We start from the raw sequence: 23,514 nt of genomic DNA on the forward strand, positions 1-23,514 counted from the left end.
CGGGGCGGCGGCGGAATTCACTTATCCGAGTGAATGACGGCCCCTCGGCCCAGTACTGGAGCGGGCGCACCGGGTGAATTCCGGGCTCGGGGTGGACGCGGCCCAGGAGGTGGGCAGGGACCCGATGGGGGACGCCCGCACGTATCCTGAAGGCCCAGCCGGCCGGGTGCGACCACCCCTCGACGGAACGCCGGCGGACCTCCGACCACGAAAGCGGCCGACATGCGCGTCTACGTCCCCCTCACCATCCCGGGCCTCGCCGAGGCGTACCGGACGGGTGAGCTGGGCGCGGGACCGCTCGCCGCCCACGGTGTGACGCCCGCGCTGCGCGAGTGGTACCGCTCCGACGACGTCGAGGAGCTGGAGTACGCGGCACTGGGCGGTGCCGCGCTGGCCTCGTTGCGGCTGCTGGCGGCGGACACCGCGGCGCCGCGGCGCCGGGTCGTGGTCGCCGTGGACGTACCCGACCGGGCGGTCTCGGCCGATCCGGTCCCCGGCCCCGGTGCGGTGCGGGTCGACGGACCCGTCCGGCTGGACAGGGCGGCGGCGGTGCACGTGGACGCTCAGGACGCGGAGGCGGACGTGGCGTCGGCCGTGGACGCGCTGCCGGCCGCGGACGGCGGGGACGGGAACGCCCGGTCCGCCGTGGACGGGGCGGAGGACCACGAACTGCTGTGGTACGCCACCCAGGAGATCCCGAACCTGCTGGGCCCGACGGCTTAGGGCCCGTCCGGCGGATCGGGTCGCAGGAAACCGGCGGTGCCTTGTCGGCACGGATGAGCGCGGCCGAGAGTGACGACAACGCCGCTGGGGCCCCTGCCCGAAGAGCCTGGGGGAGGGCGTGCCCGGCCCCCGCGTCTGCGGCATGAGCCGTCGGACAGGCCCTGAGGTCCGAGTCGGCGGCCCGGTTGTCAGTGCCGGCGGGTACTTTTTCTTCCATGGGGATGCACACGGACGCGCACATCGTCTGGGACTGGAACGGCACGCTGTTCCACGACGTCGACGCGGTCATCGGCGCGACGAACGCGGCCTTCGCCGAGCTGGGCCTGGAGCCGCTCACGCTGGAGCGGTACCGGGAGCTGTACTGCGTGCCGGTGCCGAAGTTCTACGAGCGGCTGATGGGGCGGCTGCCGAGCGGGGCCGAGTGGGAGCTGATGGACGCGACCTTCCACCGGTACTACTCCGAACACCGGGTGCGGTGCGCACTCGCCGAGGGCGCGGCCGAGCTGCTGGCGCAGTGGTCGGAGGCGGGGCGCAGCCAGTCCATCCTCAGCATGTACGGGCACGACGACCTCGTGCCGCTGGTCCGGGGCTTCGGCATCGAGCCGCACTTCATACGCGTCGACGGGCGGTCCGGGCCGTCCGGCGGAGGCAAGTCGGAGCACATGGTGCGCCACCTCCGCGCGCTGACCGACGTCGACCCGGCGCGTACGGTGGTGATCGGGGACGCCGCCGACGACGCGCTGGCCGCCCGGCACGTGGGGGCGAGAGCCGTGCTCTACACCGGCGGCTCGCACAGTCGGGCCAGCCTCGAAGCGGTCGGGGTGCCGGTGGTGGACACGCTGGCGGAGGCCGTCGCGGAAGCGGAACGCCTGGCCGGCTGACCACCGGGCCTCGCACACGCAGCACCGGGCACCGCGGGCACGCACTGTGCAGAACGTCCAAGTTCCACTCTGTGTTTTGTACACATACGGCTCATGACGGGCCCCCCGCGGAGGGCGATAGCCTGGGTGGCGTGATCAGCGCGATAGCTCGCGGGGGCCTCGCCGTCCCCGCCGTGCGCCCGGAGAGCACGGACGACAGCCGTGGCCGGGCGGAGCTCGCTGGTCCTCGCGGGCGGGAGAGGACCCGAAGGGTTCCAGGGGCGCGCGGCACTCCTCGGGTGCGGACGCGGAAGAGAGCAGCGTCACACCCGGCGGGCGCGTCGAAGTTGGCAGAGAAGCCCCCGTTCGTCTCATCTTGCGGCATAGCGTCGGAACGGACCGGACACCCCGCGTCGTACCACCGCACCGCAAGCGCGGAGACCGTACTTCCTTCTACGTCACGCAATGGCGCGCGACAGGAGTCAGAGGACAATGCAGACCAAGCTGGACGAAGCAAAGGCCGAGCTGCTCGAAAAGGCCGCCCGGGTAGCTGAGAACAGCCCGGCCGGCGGGAAACTGCCGACCGGGACGACGGACAAGGGCATGCCCGACCGGGACACCGTGCTCGCGTTCCTCCAGCGCTACTACCTGCACACCGCCCCGGAGGACCTCCTCGGCCGCGACCCGGTCGACGTCTTCGGAGCCGCCGTCGCGCACTTCCGGCTGGCCGAGAACCGTCCCCAGGGCACGGCCAACGTCAAGGTCCACACCCCGACCGTCGAGGAGAACGGCTGGACCTGCAGCCACTCCGTCGTCGAGGTGGTCACCGACGACATGCCCTTCCTCGTGGACTCCGTCACCAACGAGCTGACCCGTCAGGGCCGGGGCATCCACGTCGTCATCCACCCGCAGATCGTGGTCCGCCGCGACCTCACCGGGCAGCTGATCGAGGTGCTTGCCACCCCGCCCGCCGACGACCTCCCGCACGACGCCCACACCGAGTCCTGGATCCACGTCGAGATCGACCGCGAGACCGACCGCGGCGACCTCAAGCAGATCACCGCCGACCTGCTGCGTGTCCTGTCCGACGTCCGCGAGACCGTCGAGGACTGGGGCAAGATGCGGCAGGCCGCCATCGAACTGGCCGAGGGGCTGCCCGACGAACCCGTCCCCGGGGACGTGCCGGGGCAGCAGGTCGAGGAGGCCCGGGAGCTGCTGCGCTGGCTCGCCGACGACCACTTCACCTTCCTCGGCTACCGCGAGTACCAACTGCGCGACGACGACTCCCTCGGCGCCCTCCCCGGCACCGGTCTGGGCATCCTGCGTGCCGACCCGCACCACGCCACCCCGGAGGGTCACCCGGTCAGCCCGTCCTTCGAGCGGCTGCCCGCCGACGCCCGCGCCAAGGCGCGCGAGCACAAGCTGCTCGTGCTGACCAAGGCCAACAGCCGGGCCACCGTGCACCGGCCTTCGTACCTGGACTACATCGGCGTCAAGAAGTTCGACGCCGACGGCAACGTCGTCGGTGAGCGCCGCTTCCTCGGACTGTTCTCCTCCGCCGCCTACACCGAGTCCGTCCGCCGGGTCCCGGTGATCCGCCGCAAGGTCGAGGAGGTCCTCGAGCGGGCCGGCTTCTCGCCGCACAGCCACGACGGGCGCGACCTGCTGCAGATCCTGGAGACCTACCCGCGCGACGATATCTTCCAGACCCCGGTCGGCGAGCTCCAGGCCATCGCCACCTCGGTGCTCTACCTCCAGGAGCGCCGCCGCCTGCGGCTCTACCTGCGCCAGGACGAGTACGGGCGCTACTACTCCGCCCTCGTCTACCTCCCGCGCGACCGCTACACCACCGGGGTGCGCCTGAGGATCATCGACATCCTCAAGGAGGAGCTCGGCGGCGTCAGCGTCGACTTCACCGCCTGGAACACCGAGTCGATCCTCTCCCGGCTGCACTTCGTGGTCCGTGTCCCGCAGGGCACCGAGCTGCTCCAGCTGTCCGACACCGACAAGGAGCGCATCGAGGCCCGCCTGGTCGAGGCCGCCCGCTCCTGGGCCGACGGCTTCGGCGAGGCACTCACCGCCGAGCTGGGCGAGGAGCGCGCCGCCGAACTGCTGCGCCGCTACGCGGGCGCCTTCACCGAGGGCTACAAGGCCGACCACCCCCCTCGCAGCGCCGTCGCCGACATCGTCCGGCTGGAACAGCTCGACGAGGAGAAGAACTTCGAGCTCAGCCTGTACGAGCCGGTGGGCGCGGCCCCCGAGGAGCGCCGCTTCAAGATCTACCGCCAGGGCGAGGCCGTCTCCCTGTCCGCCGTGCTGCCCGTGCTCCAGCGGCTCGGAGTCGAGGTCGTCGACGAGCGGCCCTACGAGCTGCGCCGCGCCGACCGCAGCGTCGCCTGGATCTACGACTTCGGGCTGCGGATGCCCAAGGTGTCCGGCGCCGAGCACCTCGGGGACGACGCCCGTGAGCGGTTCCAGGACGCCTTCGCCGCGACCTGGACCGGCAAGGCGGAGAACGACGGCTTCAACGCCCTCGTGCTGAGCGCCGGACTGGACTGGCGGCAGGCGACGGTGCTGCGCGCGTACGCCAAGTACCTGCGCCAGGCCGGCTCCACGTTCAGCCAGGACTACATGGAGGACACCCTCCGCGACAACGTCCACACCACCCGGCTGCTCGTCTCCCTGTTCGAGGCGCGGATGTCGCCGGAGCGGCAGGGCGCCGGGTTCGAGCTGCTGGACGCCCTGCTGGAGGAGATCGACGCAGCCCTCGACCAGGTCGCCTCGCTCGACGAGGACCGCATCCTGCGCTCCTTCCTCACCGTGATCAAGGCGACGCTGCGCACCAACTTCTTCCAGGAGGCGAGCGGCGGCCGCCCGCACGACTACGTCTCCATGAAGTTCGACCCGCAGGCCATCCCCGACCTGCCGGCGCCGCGTCCGGCGTTCGAGATCTGGGTGTACTCGCCGCGGGTCGAGGGCGTGCACCTGCGGTTCGGCAAGGTCGCGCGCGGCGGCCTGCGCTGGTCGGACCGCCGGGAGGACTTCCGCACCGAGATCCTCGGCCTGGTCAAGGCGCAGATGGTGAAGAACACCGTCATCGTGCCGGTCGGCGCCAAGGGCGGTTTCGTCGCCAAGCAGCTGCCCGACCCGTCCGTGGACCGTGACGCCTGGATGGCCGAGGGCGTCGCCTCCTACAAGACGTTCATCTCGGCGCTGCTCGACATCACCGACAACATGGTGGCCGGCCAGGTCGTGCCCCCGGTGGACGTCGTCCGGCACGACGGGGACGACAACTACCTCGTCGTCGCGGCCGACAAGGGCACCGCGCGGTTCTCGGACATTGCCAACGAGGTCGCCGAGTCCTACGACTTCTGGCTCGGCGACGCCTTCGCCTCCGGTGGCAGCGCCGGATACGACCACAAGGGCATGGGCATCACCGCCCGCGGCGCCTGGGAGTCCGTCAAGCGGCACTTCCGGGAGCTGGGCGTGGACACCCAGAGCCAGGAGTTCACGGCCGTCGGCATCGGCGACATGTCCGGTGACGTGTTCGGCAACGGCATGCTGCGCAGCGAACACATCCGGCTGGTCGCCGCCTTCGACCACCGGCACATCTTCATCGACCCGAACCCGGACGCGGCCGTCGGCTACGCCGAGCGCCGCCGCCTGTTCGAGCTGCCGCGCAGCTCCTGGGCGGACTACGACACCGATCTGCTGTCGGCCGGCGGCGGGGTGTTCCCGCGCAGCGCCAAGTCCATCCCGGTCAACGCCCAGATCCGCGAGGCCCTCGGCCTCGACGAGAACGTCACCAAGGCGACCCCGGCCGACCTGATGAAGGCGATCCTCAGGGCGCCGGTGGACCTGCTGTGGAACGGCGGCATCGGTACGTACGTCAAGGCGTCCACCGAGTCCAACGCGGACGTCGGGGACAAGGCCAACGACGCGATCCGCGTCGACGGCAAGGACCTGCGGGTCGCCGTCGTCGGCGAGGGCGGCAACCTGGGCATGACCCAGCTCGGCCGGATCGAGGTCGCGCTGCACGGCAGCCGGATCAACACCGACGCCATCGACAACAGCGCGGGCGTGGACACCTCCGACCACGAGGTGAACATCAAGATCCTGCTCAACGGCCTGGTCGCGGACGGCGACATGACGGTCAAGCAGCGCAACAAGCTGCTCGCCTCGATGACCGACGAGGTCGGCCGACTGGTGCTGCGCACCAACTACGCGCAGAACACCGCCATCGCCAACGCCCTGGCCCAGTCCAAGGACATGCTCCACGCCCAGCAGCGCTTCCTGAAGCACCTGGTGCGCGAGGGCCGTCTCGACCGGGCCCTGGAGTTCCTGCCCACCGACCGCCAGATCCGCGAGCGGCTGGCCGCCGGGCAGGGCCTGACCGGCCCGGAGACGGCCGTCCTGCTGGCGTACACGAAGATCACGGTCGCCGAGGAGCTGCTGAGCACCTCGCTGCCCGACGACCCGTACCTCAAGACCCTGCTGCACGCGTACTTCCCGACCCCGCTGCGCGAGCAGTTCCTCGACCGGATCGACAACCACCCGCTGCGCCGCGAGATCACCACGACCGTCCTGGTCAACGACACGGTCAACACGGGCGGTACGACGTACCTGCACCGGATGCGCGAGGAGACGGGCGCGTCGCTGGAGGAGATCGTCCGGGCCCAGACCGCGGCCCGCGCGATCTTCCGTTCCGCCCTGGTGTGGGACGGCGTCGAGGAGCTCGACAACAAGGTCGACGCGGACGTCCAGACCCGGATCCGGCTGCACTCGCGGCGGCTGGTGGAGCGCGGCACGCGCTGGCTGCTCAACAACCGGCCGCAGCCGCTGGAGCTCGAGGAGACGGTGACGTTCTTCGCCGAGCGCGTCGAGCAGGTCTGGTCGCAGCTGCCCAAGCTGCTGCGCGGCGCGGACCTGGAGTGGTTCCAGAAGATCCACGACGAGCTGACGGGCGTCGGCGTCCCCGGCGAACTCGCCACCCGCGTGGCCGGCTTCTCCTCCGCGTTCGCGGCGATCGACATCGTCTCGGTGGCCGACCGCCTGGGCAAGGAGCCGCTGGACGTCGCCGAGGTGTACTACGACCTCGCCGACCGGCTGCGCATCACCCAGCTGATGGACAGGATCAGCGAGCTGCCCCGCGTGGACCGCTGGCAGTCCATGGCCCGCGCGGCGATCCGCGAGGACCTGTACGCGGCGCACGCGGCGGTGACGGCCGAGGTACTGGCGGCGGGCAACGGCGCGGCGACACCGCAGCAGCGGTTCCAGGCGTGGGAGGCGAAGAACGAGGCCATCCTCGGCCGGGCCCGCACCACCCTGGAGGAGATCCGCAGCTCGGAGACGTTCGACCTGGCCAACCTGTCCGTGGCGATGCGGACGATGCGGACGCTGCTGCGCACGCACTCGTAGGCCACGGCGCCGACGCGGCAGCGACACGGCACTGACACACCCAGGGGTGCCCCGGACACGACGGTCCGGGGCACCCCTGTGGTGTCGTCGGGGTGCCCCGGGGCCGATGCGGTGTTAAGGCTCTGAGAGTGACTGTTCGTCCCGTTCGTTCCGGCCGCTCTGCCGGTGCCCGGTCCGCCCTGCCCGGGAGGACCGGCGGGCCGCGTGCCGCGCTCCGGTCGGCGGGCATCGCCCGGGCCGCCGTTCAGGTCGCCGCCGGGTCGGCCCTGGTCCTGCTGCTCGCGGTGATCGTCCGGCTCCCGTGGGCCGGCGACCTCGGCATGCACGCGGCGACCCTGCAACGCCTGCGGCACGACCTGGCCGACCCCGGCAACCCCCTGGTCGACGCGGACACGCAGAGCCCGTACTACTCGCCGTGGACCGTGCTGCTCGGCGGCCTCGGCCGGCTGACGGGGCTGCCGGTTTTCGTAGTGCTGCGGCTCGCAGCCCTGGCCGGACTCGTGCTGCTGGTGACGGGCGTATGGCGCTACGTACGGGCGCTGACCGCGCGCGAGGCGGCTCGCGGGACCGGGGCCCGGGCCGCGCACGGGGCGGGGCGGCGGGCCGTCTTCGCGCTCGCCCTGCTGAGCCTGCTGTTCCTGTGGGGCACGACCCCGTTCCTGTGGAGCGGCTTCCCGGGGCTCCACTCGCTCGCGCTGACGGTGTCCTACCCGAGCACCCTCGCCCTCGGCCTCGCCTTCCACCTCTGGGCCCGGCTGACGGCCGCGCTGCGCCGCCGGGCAGGCTGGGGAACGTGGGCGGGGCTGGGCACGCTGTGGGCGGTGATCCTGCTGTGCCACCAGTTCACCGGCGTCGTGGCCACGGTCGGCGCACTCGCCACGGTGCTCTCGGCCCGGCCCGCGCGACTGCCGCGGGCGGTGTGGCCGCGGCTCGGCGCCGGGCTGCTGCTGGGCGTCCTCGTGCTGTGGGCCTGGCCGTACTACGACTTCTTCGCGCTGATGGGCGCCGGTGCCGGGCTGGAGTCGGTGCACCGGGTGCTGTACCGGGACCTGCCGGCCCGGTTCGGGCTCGTGCTGCTCGGTGTGGCCGCGTTGGCCGTGCGGTGGCGGCGCGACCGGTGGGACCCGCTCGCGCTGTTCTTCGCGCTGGGCGCGCTGGTCTTCGCGGCGGGCCTGCTGAGCGGCCACTACGCGTGGGGACGCGCACTGCCCGCCGTGCTGATCCCGGCGCAGCTCGCGGCCGCGCTGGAGACGTTCGGGGCGGCGCGGCGCACGCTGCGCGCCGGGTGGGCCGTCGTCCTGACCGGTGCGCTGGCCGTCGGCGCGTGGGCGCAGGCGGGAGCGGTGGGCTACGTCGTCCCGCGCGAGGCGCTGCCCCCCGCGGTCGAGGCCCGGTACCGGGAGCCGTGGACGGGGTACCACTGGATGACACCGTGGGTGAAGTACGGGGACGTCGTCATGGCCGAGACGGAGCCGGCCCGCCGGATTCCCGCGTACGGGCCCTACACGGTCGCCCCCGGTTACCCCGACTTCTTCCTGCCGGACGAGAAGCGCAGGGCGGCGGCCACGGAGCAGTACTTCGCGCCGCGCACACCGGAACGGGTGCGCCGGGGCATCGAGCGGGCGTACGGGGTGCGGTGGGTGGTGGACACGACGGGCACCCTGCACGACACCGGGCTGCGGGCCGTGGCCCGGGGACCGGAGGGCCAGACGCTCTACGCGGTGCGCTGACCGGGCACCTCACCACCCCAGCACGTTCGCCGCCGGGCGGGCCAGACGCCGTACCGCCGGGCGGGTCACCAGGGCCGTCACCCCCACGGGTTCCCAGCGGATCTGCAGGCGGCCCGCGCCGTGGCCCTCCGGTTCGACGGTGACGCGGTGCGGGGCCGCGCCACGGCGGAAGGGAACACGGACGGTGAACGAGGGGAAGGCCAGGGGCGCCAGCAGGAGACCCGCGTTGCCCTGCCCCCGGAGGGTGAGGTGGAGCAGCGGATGGCGCACCCCGGCGAACCCCCTCACCGGGACGGAGGCGGCCGCCAGGTCGAGGCCGACGCGGCCCTCGAAGACACCGGGGTGGACGGGGGAGAGGCGGAAGGGCACGCTGAGGCGGCGCCGGCCGGGAGAGACGAGGAGGGTCGCGCGCTGCGGGCCGAGCGGGAGGCGCAGCGCCGGATCGTAGGTGCGCACCGTCAGTTCGACCGAGGCGCCGGGACCCCGGTCGATGTCCGTGATCTCGTGGCGGAACAGGGCGGTGGGGAAGGGGCGGGTGTCCGGTTCCAGGTCGGAGAGGTCCAGCTCGGCGCGGGCGGCGGCGGACACGGGAATCCGGTCGCCCCAGTAGGCGCGGCCGTCCGGGCCCACGGTCAGCCGCCTCGGGGCGATGTCGTGGCCCAGGCCGCGGGCCGCCTGCCGGGCCTCGGACAGGCGGCGGTCACGGAGCAACCGGAGGACGACCCGTTCGGCGCGCGGGAGGCGGGCGTACGCGCCGGGCGACAGCGTCTCCAGGTACGGGTTCAGCAGGTCCGCGAAGCCCGCGAGCCACTCGTCGTCCCGGTGGGGCAGGTCGCCCGTGTACATCCGGACGTCGTGTTTGAGGAACTTGTGGTCCTTGTCCGCACGCAGCGACGCGTGCCCGCTCTCCGTGAGGAAGGCGTCGATGAGGTGCTGGACGCGGACCCGGTCGCGGACGTTGTCCAGCTTGTGCCGCTGGTTGGAGATGGACGCCGACTCCTGGGCGGCGTAGGGCGCTATGCACCAGAGGTACACCGGCTCCGGGACGATCGTGAACCTTCTCGCCAGGCAGTACGCCTGCGCCGAGAACAACTGGTCCTCGTAGTGGATGCCCTCGGGGAAGCGCAGGCCGTGCCGGTCGAGGAAGGCCCGGGAGTACATCTTGCCGGTCGACAGGTGCTCGAAGAACAGCCGTGGATCGGCCTCGATGCCGTCCAGGGTGCGGCGCTCGCGCACCAGATGCGGCATCCAGGTGGAGCGGCGGCCGGTGTCGGTGCGGATGCGTCGTACCGCGCCCATCGCGAAGTCGATGTCCCGTTCGCGATGGGCGGTGAGCAGCAACGCCACGGCGTTCGCGGGGAGTTCGTCGTCGCTGTCGAGGAACATCAGATACGGCGCGCGGGCGGTCTCCATGGCGCGGTTGCGGGGCGCGCTGCAGCCGCCGCTGTTGGACGGCAGGCGCAGATACCGGATACGCGGGTCCGCGGCCGCCAACCGCCGTGCCACCTGGGGGGTTTCGTCCGTCGAGTGGTCGTCGCTGATGACGATCTCGAGGTTGCGGTGGGTCTGTCGGCGGACCGACTCCACCGCGCGGGGGAGGCGTTCGGCGTCGTTGTGAACGATGACCGTCACGGTGACGTCGGGCGCGTCGAGCGCTTCTCGAAGGCCGCTCGCCCCGGGGGGTGGCCTCATCAGAAGCTCGCCTCCTCGGGGTCGGGCGCCGGGGTGCGCTCCTCCAGGGGCAGCACCGGCGGCAACGACTCCTCGCCCTGGCCGAGGAAGACCCGGCGCACGACGCGTTCGGCGGCGCGGCCGTCGTCGTACTCGCAGAACCGGCGCCGGAAGACGGCCCGCGCCTTCGCCGCGCTCGTGTCGCGCCAGGCGTCGGTGGTGAGGATCCCGGTCAGCTCCTCCTGGGTACGGGCCACCGGGCCCGGCGCCTCGGCCGTCAGGTCGAAGTAGACGCCGCGCGTCTTTCGGTAGACGTCCCAGTCGTCGGCGTGGATCACCAGGGGGCGGTCCAGGTTGGCGTAGTCGAACATGATCGACGAGTAGTCGGTGACCAGCAGGTCGGCGGCCAGGCACAGGTCCTCGACCGGGTCGTAGGACGAAACATCAACGACGGGGGCGCTGCGGCCGCCGCGCCGCAGCGCGGTGAAGGGGGAGGTGAGGGGGGAGGCGCTCCCGGCGGTTCCATCGTGGAAGTAGTGGCCGCGTACCAGCAGGACGGTGTCCTCGCCGAGGCGGTCGGCGAGCGCGGCGAGGTCCAGGTGCGGGACCCAGCCGGCCTCGTAGTCGCGGTGCGTGGGCGCGTACAGCACGGCCCGGCGGCCGGGGGCGACGCCGAGGCGTTCGCGGATCGCGCGGATGTCGTCGGCGCCGGCCGTGTAGTAGACGTCGTTGCGCGGGTAGCCGTAGTCGAGCGAGACGTGGCGGGACGGGTACGCCCGCTGCCACATGCGGGTCGTGTGGCTGTTGCTGGAGAGGCTGTAGTCCCACTTGTCGACGCGCTCCAGCAGGGCCTGGAAGTCCAGGCCCCGGGCGGCGGCCGGGAACGGCATCTGGTCCACGCCCATGCGCTTGAGCGGGGTGCCGTGGTGTGTCTGGAGGTGGACGGCGTCGGGGCGTTTGACCACGGCGTTCGGGAAGTTGACGTTGCTGACGAGGTACTTCGCGGTGGCGAGCACCTCCCCGTAGCGGCGGGTGCCGGGCACCACATGGTCCGTGCCGGGCGGGAGCAGGGCGGCGTTGTGGGCGTTCACCACCCACACCGGGTGGATCCACGGGGCGAGTTCGGCGAGCTTGGCGGCGATCGCGGCCGGATTGCAGGCGACACCACGGTTCCAGTACGCCGTGAACACCGCCAGGTCCGGGTCGACGGGGCGGCGCAGGGCCCTGCGGTAGTGGTGGTCGCCGAGCAGGGCGCCGAGCTGCCGCCTGCCGGTGCGCGCCGCGGACCCGGCGGCGCGGCGGGTGCGGTTGGCGGCCTGGAGGGCGCGGTACCGGGTGTAGGCGCCCTCCTCGAGCAGCGAGCGCCGGACGCCCTCGAGGCCGGCCGGGCGCCGGTGGCCCTCGGGGCGGTGGCGTACGGCGGCCAGCGAGGCGCGGCGGAAGAACTCCCGGGCGACCGGATCGGGCATGCCGCCGCGGACGAAGGTGCCCAGGCAGTCGTCGACCATGATCCCGTACAGCGCGTCGTGGACGGCGGGGCGGTCGCCGGCGAGGCCGAGGAGGGCTTCGTAGTGCTCGACGAGGGCGTAGCGCTGCTCGGGGGTGACGGGCGGGAGAGCGGCGGGACGCAGCCGCCGGTCCTCGTGGGCGACGCGGGGCAGACAGGCGACGCGGTCGGCGAGCAGGAGGGCGGCGCGGGCGGCGTACGGTTCGTCGAACGTGTCGCCGTCCGGGACGCCGACCGCGGTGAGCCGGGTGCGACGGGCCCGCCAGAAGGCGGCGCGCAGGACACGGGTGCCGAGCAGCGGGGTGAGGTGCAGCAGGTGCGCGCAGTCGTCGAGGGCGAGTTCGGCGTGGCCCGCGCGGACGAGCAGGGGGCCGTCGGGGGAGGGCAGGCCGGAGCTGTCCCAGTTGCTGCGGACGTGGTCCAGGAGCAGGACGTCCACGGTGTCGGGGAGCCGGGCGAGGTGCTCGGCGACCACACGCGGACCGCCGGACGGCAGGCCGTCCTTGGCGCGGACGAAGTGCAGCCAGCGGCCGGTGGCCAGGGCCGACCCCGCCGCCCTGGCCACCGGGTCGGACGTGCCGTCGGGCAGGGGCAGCACCTGGACGTCGGGGGTGTGCCGCTCGGCGGTCTCCCGGGCCCAGTCGCCCACGGCGGCGACGATGACCTCGATGTCCGGGGAGGGGGAGGTTCCAAAGGCAGCGAGGGAGCCGGGGGAACAGAGGGAGTCGAGGAGGCCGGTCAGGTGGTCCTGGGTGTTCGGCCCGTGGACGATGACGCTGAGCTCGGGCATCTCGGGGCTCCTTCGTCTCGTCACCGATCCGGGCGTTCCCTCCGGTCATAGTGGCATCAATGCGGCGAAGGGGCTGCCCGGAGACGGACGGGCGGCGCCTCACGAAGGAGCGGTGGCGGCCTCCGGTTCGGTCACCGTCGTGGGCCCGGTCGCAGCCTTCGGCTCGGTCTTCGGTTCGGTCGCGGTCTTCGGCTCGGCCTTCGGCTCGGTCGCGGTCTTCGGTTCGGTCGTGGCCTTCGGCTTGGGCTTCGGTTTGGGCTTGCGGGCCTTGTCCGGGCCGCCGGTGAACTTCTCGTACTCCTTGAGCACCTCGTCCGTCGGCCCGTCCATGCGCAGCTCGCCCCGCTCCAGCCACAGGACGCGGTCACAGGTGTCCCGGATCGACTTGTTGCTGTGGCTGACCAGGAACACCGTCCCGGCCTCCTTGCGCAGTTCCCGGATGCGGTCCTCGGAGCGCTTCTGGAAGGAGCGGTCGCCCGTGGCCAGCGCCTCGTCGATGAGGAGGACGTCGTGGTCCTTGGCGGCGGCGATGGAGAAGCGCAGCCGGGCGGCCATGCCGGAGGAGTAGGTGCGCATCGGCAGGGTGATGAAGTCGCCCTTCTCGTTGATCCCGGAGAAGTCGACGATCTCCTGGTAGCGCTCCCGGACCTGCTCGCGGGACATGCCCATGGCGAGGCCGCCGAGGTGGACGTTGCGCTCGCCGGTGAGGTCGTTCATCAGGGCCGCGTTGACGCCGAGCAGGGAGGGCTGGCCGCCGGTGTAGATCCGGCCGTTCTCCACCGGGAGCAGTCCGGCGACGGCCTTGAGCAGGGTCGACTTGCCCGATCCGTTGGTGCCGATCAGGCCGATGGCCTCGCCCCGGTAGGCGACGAAGGACACGTTCCGCACCGCGTGCACCGTGCGCACGCCGGCCGCCCGCTCGGTCTTCCGGCGCCGCACGATGCGGTTGAGGGCGGCGGTGGCGGAGCCGCGTCCGGCGCCGGTGCCGTTGACCCGGTAGACGATGTCGACGCCGTCGGCGATGACGGTGGGGATCTTCTCAGCAGCGTTGTCAGCCACGACCGTAGGTCTCCTCGGCCTTCCAGAAGTAGACGAAACCGATCACCCCGGCCAGCAGCGCCCAGCCCCCCGCGACCGCCCACACATGCGGCGGCAGATACGAGGAGCCGTAACCGTCGATCAGCGCGAAGCGCACCAGGTCCATGTAGACCGCGGCCGGGTTCCACTGCAGCACGTCGGCGAGCCAGCCCGGCACGTCCTTCTCGGCCAGCATCACCGGCAGGCTGAACATCACCCCCGAGGCGTACATCCAGGTGCGCAGCACGAACGGCATCAGCTGGGCCAGGTCCGGCGTCCGGCTGCCGAGGCGCGCGAAGAGCAGCGCCAGCCCGGTGTTGAAGACGAACTGCAGCCCCAGCGCGGGCACCACCAGCAGCCAGGACAGCGCGGGCAGGCTGCCGAACGCCAGCACCACCACGATTAGGACGACCATCGAGAACAGCAGCTGCTGCAGCTGCTGCAGCGCGAAGGAGACCGGCAGCGCCGCCCGCGGGAAGTGCAGCGCCCGCACCAGCCCCAGGTTGCCGGAGATGGCCCGCACCCCGGCCAGCACCGAGCTCTGGGTGAAGGTGAACACGAACACCCCGGTCACCAGGAACGGCACGTAGATCTCGTGCGGGATGCCCCGGCGGGCGCCCAGCAGCAGCCCGAAGATGAAGAAGTACACGGCCGCGTTCAGCAGCGGGGTGGCCACCTGCCACAGCTGGCCCAGTTTGGCCTGGCTGTACTGCGCGGTCAGCTTCGCCCGGGAGAAGGCCAGGATGAAGTGCCGGCGCGCCCACAGCCGGCGGACGTACTCGGGCAGCGACGGCCGGGCGCCGCTGACCGTCAGCCCGTACCGGGCGGCGAGCGCCGGGAGGTCGTCCTCGACCGGGACCGGGCGGACCGGTGGGGAAGGCGGTGTGTGGAGGGCCTGACTCACATCCGCTTCTTTCGCTAGGAGGTGGGGTGGCGGCGGGGTGGTGCGATGCCGTGTTCCGCCCGGTGTTTCCCGCGTGTCTTCGCGCGTTCATTTACGTCGGGACGGCACCGTATCGTCGCAACGTGAGCGTAGGGTGAACGCGCGTCGGAACGCAACCGTTCCGTCGCGACGACCGAGGCGGGCGGTGCCGGTCTGTGCCGGATCGGTGTACATGTCGGCGTCAGAACGGGCCCGTATCGTCGTCACGCCCTATGCTGAGCCGCATGACGACCAACGCCGACGAGCCCCAGCCGCGTCCGCGCCGCAGGGCCCCCGCCGGGGCCGCCGTACTGCGGGAGGACGTGACGGAGGCCATCCGGGCGGCCGTCTTCGAGGAACTCGCGGCCGTCGGCTACGCGCGGATGTCCATCGAGGGGATCGCGCGCCGCGCGGGCGTCGGCAAGACCGCGGTGTACCGCCGCTGGCGCTCCAAACTGCACCTGGTCCTCGACCTGGTCTCCGCCATCGCCGTGCAGGGGCTGCCCGCACCGGACACCGGCTCCCTGGAGGAGGACCTGCGGCTGCTGTACGAGGTCACCTCACGCGCCCTGCGCCACCCCGTCGCCTCGCAGATCCTCCCCGACCTCCAGGCCGAGGCCGCCCGCAACCCCGACATCGCCGAGGCACTCCGCAAGGCGCTGCGGGAGGGCCAGGACGGGGTGGCCAGGGGCGTCGTCACGGCGGCGCAGCAACGGGGCGAGGTACGCCCCGGCGTCGACCACGCCCTGGCCCTCGACCTGATTTCCGGCCCCCTGTACTGGCGCTCGGTGGTCATCCGCAACCCGAAACTGCCGAAGGGCTACCTGCCCGCCCTGGCCAGAGCCACGACGGCGGCGCTGAAGGCGCTGTGAGCGGGCGCGGTCACGCCGACGGGTGGAGGCGGAGCCAGCCCTTCCAGGCTGAGGTGATCATGTCGTCGACGGTGTGGCGGGCCTTCCAGCCGAGTTCGGTGGCGGCGCGGTCGGCGGAGGCGACGACGCTCGCCGGGTCGCCGGGACGGCGGGGGGCGACCGTGGGCGGCAGGTCGTGGCCGGTGAGGGCGTTGATGCGGTCGATCACGCCCCGGACGGAGACGCCCTCGCCGCGGCCGATGTTGAGGGTGAGGTCCCGGCCTGGGTCGGCGCGCAGGGCGCGGGCCGCGGCCACGTGGGCCTCGGCCAGGTCGACCACGTGGATGTAGTCGCGGACACAGGTGCCGTCCGGGGTCGGGTAGTCGTCGCCGAAGATGCGCGGGGGCGCCTGCTCGGTGAGCTTCTCGAAGACCATGGGGACGAGGTTGTGGACGCCCGTGTCGGCGAGCTCCGGGCTCGCGGCGCCCGCCACGTTGAAGTAGCGCAGGCAGGCCGTGGACAGACCGGTGGCCCGGCCCGCCGCGCGGACCAGCCACTCGCCGGCCAGCTTCGTCTCCCCGTACGGGGACATCGGCGCGCAGGGAGTGTCCTCGGTCACCAGTTCGGCGGCGGTCTCCGGCATGCCGTACACCGCCGCCGAGGACGAGAAGACGAAGGCCGACACGGAATCGGTCGCCGCCACCGCCTCCAGCAGGACGCGCAGGCCCTCGACGTTCTCCCGGTAGTAGTGCAGGGGCAGTTCCAACGACTCGGCGACCTGCTTCTTCGCCGCCAGGTGGACGACGCCGGTGACCTCGTGGTCGGCGAGGGCGCGTGCCACCCGCTCGCCGTCCAGGGTCGAGCCGACCACCAGCGGCACTCCGTCCGGCACCCGGTCGGGGATGCCGGTGGACAGGTCGTCGTACACCACCGTCCGCTCGCCCGCCTCGGTCATCGCCCGTACGACGTGCGCCCCGATGTAGCCGGCGCCGCCGGTGATCAACCAGGTCATGTGCGGACGTCCCCTCGTCGTTCGTCGGCCGTGGTGAGTGGTCGGTCCCCACCGGCTCTCCCAGATCCTAGTGAAGCAGGCGCCACAGTCTCCCGCGTACGACGGAGGCGGCACCGCGTACGCCGAGCGCGACCCGCAGCGCCAGCGCGCCCGAGTGGGTGGCGTACGGCCGGACCAGCACCACGCCGTGCCGGACGCTCGGCACCGCGCGGCGGCGCAGCAGACCGGGGCCCGCACACGCGTGCGCGGTGACCTCGCGGCTCGAGCCGTCGCCGAAGCGCACCCGCAGGCGCAGGTCCCAGGCGCCCGCGCCGAGCGCGGCCAGCCGGGCCGGCCGTACGGTCGTCTCCGCGGACCAGCCGCCCCCGGCAGCCGCCCGCAGCGGCACCGTGCACACCCTCCGGCCGCCGCCGTCCCGGTGCCGCCACTCGATCTCCAGCTCCGCCGGGTGCGCCCGCTCCAGCAGGCCGTACAGCTCGTGCAGGCGCAGGCGCAGCCGGGTGGCACGGGTGCGGGGGCGCAGTTCCGCGTCGACGGCGAGCGGCAGCCGGGTCACGGGACGGGCCAGCAGGGGCTCCAGGGTGACCCCGGGCAGGTCGGCGGACCAGCAGGGCGTACCGTCCGCCGCGCGGGGGTACGGCGGGCGCAGCCGCGCCGGGCGGCCCGCCAGTTCCTGGAGGCGGGGCAGGTCGCGCGGCTCGGGGGAGGCCAGCAGGACCCGCCCGATCAGCCGGCCGGGCGCGACCGGGTCGCGGGCCCAGTCGGCCGCGTCGTAGTCGGCGAGGAACGCGCGGGTGTGCGCCCACCATGCGTGCCGGTAGTCCGCGTCGTGCAGCCGCAGCTCCCGCACGTACATGCGCAGCTCGTGGTCGAGGAACTTGGCCCGCGCCGCCCGTGCCAGTTCCTTCTGCCCTGCGGCCAGCAGGATCTCGTACGCCGTGCGGCACGCGCGCGTGCGGTCCTGCCAGTTGTCGAGGCCCGCGCGGTCCAGCGAGATCGACAGCCGCCGGGCGGACCGGCGCACCTGCCAGACGTAGACCCGGTCCGGGACCAGGGCGACGCGCGGGGCGGCGGCCCACACGCGTGCGGTGAAGACGAAGTCCTCGTAGGGGAAGCGCCCCTCGGGGAAGCGGATGCCGTGCGCGCGCAGGAAGGCCGTCGCGTAGAGCTTGTTGACGCAGAGGGTGTCGTGCACCAGGCGGGGGCGCCGGGAGGGGTGCGCGAGCACCCGGGGCGCCGCGTACAGGCCGGGCTGCCACGGGACCTCGCGCCCCGACGGCAGCTCGCGGCGCACGCACAGCCCGCCGGTGACGTCCGCGTCCGCCGCGCCCGCCGCGCCGAGGAGCGCGCCCACGGCACCGGCCGGCAGGACGTCGTCGCTGTCCAGGAACATCACGTACGGCGAGGTCGCCGCGTCCAGCCCGGTGTTGCGCGGGGAGCCGCAGCCGCCGCTGTTGGCGCGGTGCCGGATCACCCGGAGGCGGGGCTCGGTCCCGGCCAGCCGGGCGAGCAGGCCCGCGCTGCCGTCCGTCGAGCAGTCGTCGACGGCCACGACCTCGCGCACGGCCGGTCCCTGCTCGAGCGCCGAGCGCACGGCGTCGGTCACATGGGCGGCGTCGTCGTGGCCTATCACCACGACGGTGATGCCGGTGGCGCCGCCGGCGGCTTGGGGGCTGTGGGGGTGCATAGGCGTCCCCTGGGGCTCAGGTGAATGGATTACTGGCCTTTTGCCCGCTAATGGGTACTTCGTACCCCCGTGTTCGCTGCGGCGGCGCCGCGACAGCCGTCAGGCGCCGTTCGCCGCCGCCGTGTCCAGTGCGGCGGTGAGCCGGTCGAGGCGGGCCCGCAGTGACTGGATCTCGTCGATCTCGAAGCCGGTCGCGGCGACGATCCGGCGCGGGACGTCCACGGCCCGCTCGCGCAGCGCGGTGCCCTCCTCGGTGGGCCGCACCTCCACCGAGCGCTCGTCGAGCGTGCTGCGCTCCCTGCGCACCAGGCCGGCCGTCTCCAGCCGTTTGAGCAGCGGGGACAGGGTGCCGGAGTCGAGCCGCAGGTGTTCGCCGAGCTTCTTGACGGGCAGGGTGCCGTGCTCCCAGAGGGCCAGCATCACCAGATACTGCGGGTAGGTGAGGCCGAGGTCCTTGAGGACCACGCGGTACACGCCGTTGAAGGCGCGCGAGGTGGCGTGCAGGGAGAGGCAGATCTGCCGGTCGAGGCGGAGCCAGTCGTCGGCGGAACCGGGCGGCGGGGCACCGGCCGGGTCCGTGGCCGACGCCGGGGACGCGGCCGGCGGGGGGTTCGGGGGCGGTGTCATGGCTCCAGGGTAGCTCTTTCGGGCCATTTGGTTGTGTGCAATTGAATTGTGTGCTCTACTTGCGGTCGTGCGGCGGCCGGAGCCCCGAAGTCAGAGGGCCGGCCGCCCGGTCACGACTCGAGAGGGAAGGTTTCCCATGGACGCGCTCTACACCGCCGTCGCCACCGCCACCCACGGCCGCGAGGGCCGCGCCGTCACCTCCGACGGCAAGCTGGACCTCGGTCTCAGCGCCCCCGTGGAGCTGGGCGGCAGCGGCGAGGGCACCAACCCGGAGCAGCTGTTCGCCGCCGGTTACGCGGCCTGCTTCGGCAGCGCCCTCGGCCTGGTCGGCCGGGCGGCGAAGGTCGACGTCAGCGAGGCCGCGGTGACCGCAGAGGTCGGCATCGGCAAGCAGGGCGAGGGCTTCGCGCTCGCCGTGACGCTGCGCGTCGAGCTCCCCGACACCGTGGACGAGGAGACCGGCCGCAAGCTGGTCGAGCAGGCCCACCAGGTCTGCCCCTACTCCAACGCCACCCGCGGCAACGTCCCGGTCGACCTTGTCATCGAGTAATCGAGTAGCCGAGTAGCCGAGTAGCCGAGTAGCCGAGTAACCGAACAGCCGCCCCGGGCTCACCGGCCGGGTCGTCCCGAAGGCCGTCCCGGGGGCCGCCAGGTGGGTGGCCGGGTCGGAGCGGGCCGCGCCGGGCGGACGGCCCGGTACACCCGGGCCCGGTGCGGCGGGTGCGCCCACCCCGGGCGCGCGGGGACGGTGACACGGAACCTGGGCAAGGGACATCCAACGGCCGGCACGGGGGTTCGGCCCGGGAACGGCCGCCGGGCCGCCCGGGTTACGCCGTGTGCGGCATCCGGGGCATCCGTCACCCGAAGGGGCGGACCCGGGGCCCTTTGTGCGGAGCCCCGGGCCTGCCCGCCAACTCTGCCTCCGTACAGCTCACTTCACGGCGCCCGCCATCACGCCGGAGACGAACTGCCGCTGGAAGGCGAAGAACACGACCAGCGGGATCACCATCGAGATGAACGCGCCCGGCGCCAGCACGTCGATGTTGTTGCCGAACTGCCGTACCTGCGTCTGCAGGGCGACCGTGATCGGCTGGCTCCCGGAGTCCGTGAAGATCAGCGCGACCAGCATGTCGTTCCACACCCACAGGAACTGGAAGATGCCCAGCGAGGCGATCGCCGGCCCGGCCAGCGGCATCACCACCCGGGCGAACAGGCGCAGTTCACCCGCGCCGTCCAGCCGGGCCGCCTCCAGCAGCTCCTTCGGGATCTCCGCGAAGAAGTTCCGCAGCAGGAACACCGCGAACGGCAGACCGAAGCCGACGTGGAACAGCACCACCCCGGCCAGCGAGCCGAAGATGCCGAGGCTGCCGAAGAGTTCGGCGATCGGGATCAGCGCCACCTGCACCGGCACCACCAGCAGCCCCACCACACCGAGGAACCACCAGTCCCGGCCCGGGAACTCCATCCACGCGAAGGCGTATCCGGCGAGCGAACCGATCACCACCACCAGTACCGTCGCCGGGACGGTGATGTACGCCGTGTTCAGCAGGGAGCCGGTGATGTCGCCGTTCTCCAACAGGGTCTCGTAGGCGCCGAAGGTGAGCTGCGAGGGCTCGGTGAACACCGTCCACCAGCCGTCGGCGGCCATGTCCTCGGGAGTGCGCAGGCTGGCCAGCAGCAACCCGATCGTCGGGACCAGCCAGAACATCCCGACGACGATCAGGAACGCCTGGACCAGCCCCCCGCCGACCCGGTCGGCGAGCCGGGAGGCGAGCGAACGGGAGCCCGGCGGAAGAGACTTGACCGGTGGCCGTGCCTTGAGCAGACGTTGGCTCATCGCCTGGCCTCCCGCCTCAGCCGCCGCACGTTGAACCACATCACCGGGATCACCAGGAGCAGCAGGAACACCGCGATCGCGCTGGCGATGCCCGGCTGGTCCTCGGAGAAGCCCTTGCGGTACAGCTCCAGCGCGAGGACGCCTGCGTCGTCCTGGGAGGAGCCGGGGGCGATGATGAAGACCAGGTCGAACACCTTCAGCACGTTGATCATCAGGGTGACGGTGACGACCGCGAGCACCGGCGCCAGCAGGGGCACCGTGACCCGTCTGAACACCTGCCACTCGCCCGCACCGTCGACCCGCGCAGCCTCCAGCAACTCCCTTGGCATGCCCGCGAGTCCGGCCGCGATCAGCACCATCGCGAAGCCCGCCCACATCCAGATGTACGAGCCGATGACGGCGGGCGTGACCAACGACGGTCCCAGCCAGTCCAGGCCGTTGTACGGCTCCTTGAAGTTGCTCGCCGGAAGCCGGAGTCGCGCCCCGTCCGCCTTGGACGACAGGGAGAACGTGCCGTCGGCTCCCGCTGTGGCCGTCTCCACCACCGTGCCGTCCCTGACCGCCTCGATCCTCATGCCGGGGTAGCCCAACTCGTCGGCGTCGACGCCGTTCAGCGTGCCGACGCCCTTGCCGCGGGTGAAGTCCTGCCAGGTCGTGCCGGTGATCCGGTCCGGCTCCGGCTTCGGCGCGGCCGCCCGTTCGGCCTCCTCCGGGATCAGGTCCGGGGCGACACCGACCAGCGGCAGCGTGACGGTGTCCCCGACGCGCACCGTCCCCTTGGTGACGAAGGCGCCCCCGCCGGCCGCCTCCAGCGGCGACTCGCGGCCCGGATGCGCCTTCGGGTACGCCGACGACTCGGCGAAGGTGTCGTGCACCCCCACCCACACCGCGTTCGCGACGCCCTTGTCCGGGTCCTGGTCGTACACCAGGCGGAAGATGATGCCCGCCGCCAGCATCGAGATCGCCATCGGCATGAAGACGACCAGCTTGAACGCCGTGCCCCAGCGGATCCGTTCGGTCAGCACCGCGAAGACCAGACCGAGCGCGGTCGCGACCGTCGGCGCGAACACCACCCAGACGACGTTGTTCTTCAGGGCGGTGCGGATGCCGTCGTCGGTGAACAGGGCCCGGTAGTTGTCGAATCCGGCGAAGCCGTCGCCGGACTGGTCGTAGAAGCTGCGGATGACGGAATACCCGATCGGGTAGACCACGAGCGCACCGAGCAGCAGCAGCGCGGGCAGCAGGAACAGCGCCGCGACGGTTCTGCGGGTGCCGGTGACGCTCCTGCGCGACTGGGGAGCGGCAGGGACCTCGGGGCCCCCTGCCGCCGTGTCCGACGCCATCGCCGGCTCAGTCCCCGTACGCCGCGGCCGCGTCGGCCTCCAGCCGGGCCTGCGTTCCCGCGATGTCCTTCGGGTTCTTCAGGAAGTCCTGCAGAGCCTTCCACTCGCCCTTGCCGGGGGTGCCGCCGAACGCCTGCGGAGCCTGGTCGGACATATCGAAGCGGAAGTCGTCACCGGATGCGATCAGCGCCTCGGCGATCTTCTTCTGCACGGCGTTCGGGTACGTCGAGGGGTCGATGCCCTTGTTCGGCGAGAGGAAGCCGCCCAGCTTCGCCTGGATGCCGGCCGCGTCCGGGGAGGCCAGGAAGGTCGCCAGGGCCTGCGACGCCTCGGAGTCCTTCAGGATCACGGCCGCGTCGCCGCCGGACACCACGGGCGGGGTGTCACCGGCCGCGGGGAACGGGAACACCTTCGCGTCCGTAACGACCTTCGCCTTGGTCTCACCGATGTTGACCTGTACGAAGTCGCCCTCGTAGACCATGCCCGCCTTGGGCTGGTCGCCGCCGGTGAACGTCTGCGTCACGGAGGCCGGGAACTCCGTCTGCAGCGCGCCGGACGGGCCGCCCGCGACGTACTCCTTCCTGCCCCAGATCTCGGCGAGGGTGGTCAGCGCCTCCTTGACGGACGGGTCCGTCCACTTGATCTCGTGCGCGGCGAGCTGGTCGTACTTCTCCGGGCCCGCCTGGGAGAGATAGACGTTCTCGAACCAGTCGGTCAGCGTCCAGCCGTCGGCGCCGCCGACCGAGAACGGGGTGACGCCGGAGTCGTACACGGTCTGCGCGGCGGTGAGCAGCTCGTCCCAGGTCTTGGGCTCGGCCGCTCCCGCGTTCTCGAAGACCCGGGCGTTGTACCAGATCAGCGACTTGTTGGCGGCCTTGTAGTAGACGCCGTACTGCTTGCCGTCGACCTTGCCGATGTCCTGCCAGCCCTGCGAGTAGTTCTCGCCGAGCTTCTTGGTCGCCTCGGCGCCGAGCGGCTTGGCCCAGCCCTTGTCGACGGCCTGCTTGATGGCGCCCGGCTGCGGCAGCAGCGCCACGTCCGGCGGGGCGCCGCCCGCGATCTTCGAACCGAGGAAGTTGATGATGGGATCCTGGGCGGGAACGAAGGTCACCTTGGCTCCGGTGCGCTTCTCGAACTCCGCCAGGACCTTCTTGAAGTTGGCCTGTTCGGTGCCGGTCCACACGGCGGCGACCTCGAGGCTCTCACCGTCCAGCCGGGGGAGCGTGACGGTGGCGGCGGTCTCGTCGGCGGTGCCGCCCGCGCCGTCGTCGGTGCCGTCGTTGTCGTCAGCGGCTCCTCCGCACGCGGTGAGCGAGACCGCGAGGACACCCGCGACGACGGCGGCCGAGGTTCTCGCGGCCCTGCGGGTGCGGGGAGTCGTCGTTTCCGTGGGTGTGCCGGGTGACCTGCGTATCCGGATGATTCTGCTCGTCCTGCGCATCACTGCCCCGTTCTTCGC

The 23,514-nt window shown here is 72.2% G+C and carries 16 protein-coding genes; 6 read left to right on the plus strand and 10 right to left on the minus strand.

Going from position 1 to position 23,514, the window contains the following annotated elements; genetic code table 11:
* The first annotated feature begins 222 nt into the window (after nucleotides 1–222).
* From AC6F7H_RS17370 to AC6F7H_RS17385, 4 genes are all read left to right on the plus strand, one after another.
* Nucleotides 223–723, plus strand: a complete 501-nt coding sequence (locus AC6F7H_RS17370) for a DUF6912 family protein (protein ID WP_500757868.1) — start codon at nucleotides 223–225, stop codon at nucleotides 721–723.
* 215 nt (nucleotides 724–938) lie between these two features.
* Nucleotides 939–1,604 (plus strand): HAD family hydrolase, encoded by a 666-nt coding sequence (locus tag AC6F7H_RS17375; RefSeq protein WP_500757869.1) that lies wholly within the window; start codon nucleotides 939–941, stop codon nucleotides 1,602–1,604.
* A 471-nt stretch (nucleotides 1,605–2,075) separates the two neighbouring features.
* Entirely contained in the window at nucleotides 2,076–7,001 is a 4,926-nt protein-coding gene (locus AC6F7H_RS17380) for an NAD-glutamate dehydrogenase (protein ID WP_500757870.1), read from the plus strand.
* A 179-nt stretch (nucleotides 7,002–7,180) separates the two neighbouring features.
* Nucleotides 7,181–8,731 carry a hypothetical protein gene (locus AC6F7H_RS17385; protein ID WP_500761887.1) on the plus strand — a complete coding sequence of 517 codons (1,551 nt, stop codon included), beginning with the start codon at nucleotides 7,181–7,183 and terminating at the stop codon, nucleotides 8,729–8,731.
* Between the two features lie 9 nt (nucleotides 8,732–8,740).
* On the opposite strand, the gene AC6F7H_RS17390 is transcribed toward AC6F7H_RS17385, so the two are convergent.
* From AC6F7H_RS17390 to AC6F7H_RS17405, 4 genes are all read right to left on the minus strand, one after another.
* The gene (locus AC6F7H_RS17390; RefSeq protein WP_500757871.1) at nucleotides 8,741–10,423 is read right to left on the minus strand and encodes a glycosyltransferase family 2 protein; all 1,683 of its coding nucleotides are present in this window, start codon (nucleotides 10,421–10,423) and stop codon (nucleotides 8,741–8,743) included.
* Nucleotides 10,423–12,699, minus strand: coding sequence for a CDP-glycerol glycerophosphotransferase family protein (locus AC6F7H_RS17395; RefSeq protein ID WP_500757872.1), 2,277 nt, complete (start codon nucleotides 12,697–12,699; stop codon nucleotides 10,423–10,425). Before AC6F7H_RS17395 ends, AC6F7H_RS17390 begins: the two co-directional genes overlap by 1 nt.
* A gap of 99 nt (nucleotides 12,700–12,798) precedes the next feature.
* Nucleotides 12,799–13,758: an ABC transporter ATP-binding protein gene (locus AC6F7H_RS17400; RefSeq protein ID WP_500757873.1), complete on the minus strand. Its 960-nt coding sequence runs from the start codon at nucleotides 13,756–13,758 to the stop codon at nucleotides 12,799–12,801.
* Nucleotides 13,751–14,680, minus strand: a complete 930-nt coding sequence (locus AC6F7H_RS17405) for an ABC transporter permease (protein WP_500757874.1) — start codon at nucleotides 14,678–14,680, stop codon at nucleotides 13,751–13,753. The genes AC6F7H_RS17400 and AC6F7H_RS17405 overlap by 8 nt, the downstream gene beginning before the upstream one ends.
* 251 nt (nucleotides 14,681–14,931) lie before the next feature.
* Between AC6F7H_RS17405 and AC6F7H_RS17410 the strand changes: the two genes are divergently transcribed.
* Nucleotides 14,932–15,570 (plus strand): TetR/AcrR family transcriptional regulator, encoded by a 639-nt coding sequence (locus tag AC6F7H_RS17410; RefSeq protein ID WP_500757875.1) that lies wholly within the window; start codon nucleotides 14,932–14,934, stop codon nucleotides 15,568–15,570.
* Nucleotides 15,571–15,580: 10 nt separating this feature from the next.
* On the opposite strand, the gene galE is transcribed toward AC6F7H_RS17410, so the two are convergent.
* From galE to AC6F7H_RS17425, 3 genes are all read right to left on the minus strand, one after another.
* Nucleotides 15,581–16,561, minus strand: a complete 981-nt coding sequence (gene galE, locus AC6F7H_RS17415) for a UDP-glucose 4-epimerase GalE (RefSeq protein WP_500757876.1) — start codon at nucleotides 16,559–16,561, stop codon at nucleotides 15,581–15,583.
* A 67-nt stretch (nucleotides 16,562–16,628) separates the two neighbouring features.
* Complete coding sequence (locus AC6F7H_RS17420) at nucleotides 16,629–18,248, minus strand: glycosyltransferase family 2 protein (protein ID WP_500757877.1); 1,620 nt, start codon at nucleotides 18,246–18,248, stop codon at nucleotides 16,629–16,631.
* 99 nt (nucleotides 18,249–18,347) lie between these two features.
* Nucleotides 18,348–18,875, minus strand: a complete 528-nt coding sequence (locus tag AC6F7H_RS17425; RefSeq protein ID WP_500757878.1) for a MarR family winged helix-turn-helix transcriptional regulator — start codon at nucleotides 18,873–18,875, stop codon at nucleotides 18,348–18,350.
* 136 nt (nucleotides 18,876–19,011) lie between these two features.
* On the opposite strand from AC6F7H_RS17425, the gene AC6F7H_RS17430 reads away from it, so the two are divergent.
* Nucleotides 19,012–19,425: an organic hydroperoxide resistance protein gene (locus tag AC6F7H_RS17430; protein ID WP_457459405.1), complete on the plus strand. Its 414-nt coding sequence runs from the start codon at nucleotides 19,012–19,014 to the stop codon at nucleotides 19,423–19,425.
* 381 nt (nucleotides 19,426–19,806) lie between these two features.
* Here the strand turns inward: AC6F7H_RS17430 and AC6F7H_RS17435 are convergent, their stop codons facing one another.
* From AC6F7H_RS17435 to AC6F7H_RS17445, 3 genes are read right to left on the minus strand one after another with little or no spacing between them, the layout of a single operon-like run.
* A complete protein-coding gene (locus AC6F7H_RS17435) occupies nucleotides 19,807–20,712 on the minus strand; it encodes a carbohydrate ABC transporter permease (RefSeq protein WP_500757879.1) in 906 nt (301 codons plus the stop codon).
* Entirely contained in the window at nucleotides 20,709–22,055 is a 1,347-nt protein-coding gene (locus AC6F7H_RS17440) for a carbohydrate ABC transporter permease (RefSeq protein WP_500757880.1), read from the minus strand. The genes AC6F7H_RS17435 and AC6F7H_RS17440 overlap by 4 nt, the downstream gene beginning before the upstream one ends.
* A gap of 7 nt (nucleotides 22,056–22,062) precedes the next feature.
* Complete coding sequence (locus AC6F7H_RS17445; RefSeq protein WP_500757881.1) at nucleotides 22,063–23,496, minus strand: ABC transporter substrate-binding protein; 1,434 nt, start codon at nucleotides 23,494–23,496, stop codon at nucleotides 22,063–22,065.
* Nucleotides 23,497–23,514: the final 18 nt, after the last annotated feature.

The sequence above is a fragment of the Streptomyces sp. MMS24-W38 genome (genome assembly GCF_059889265.1).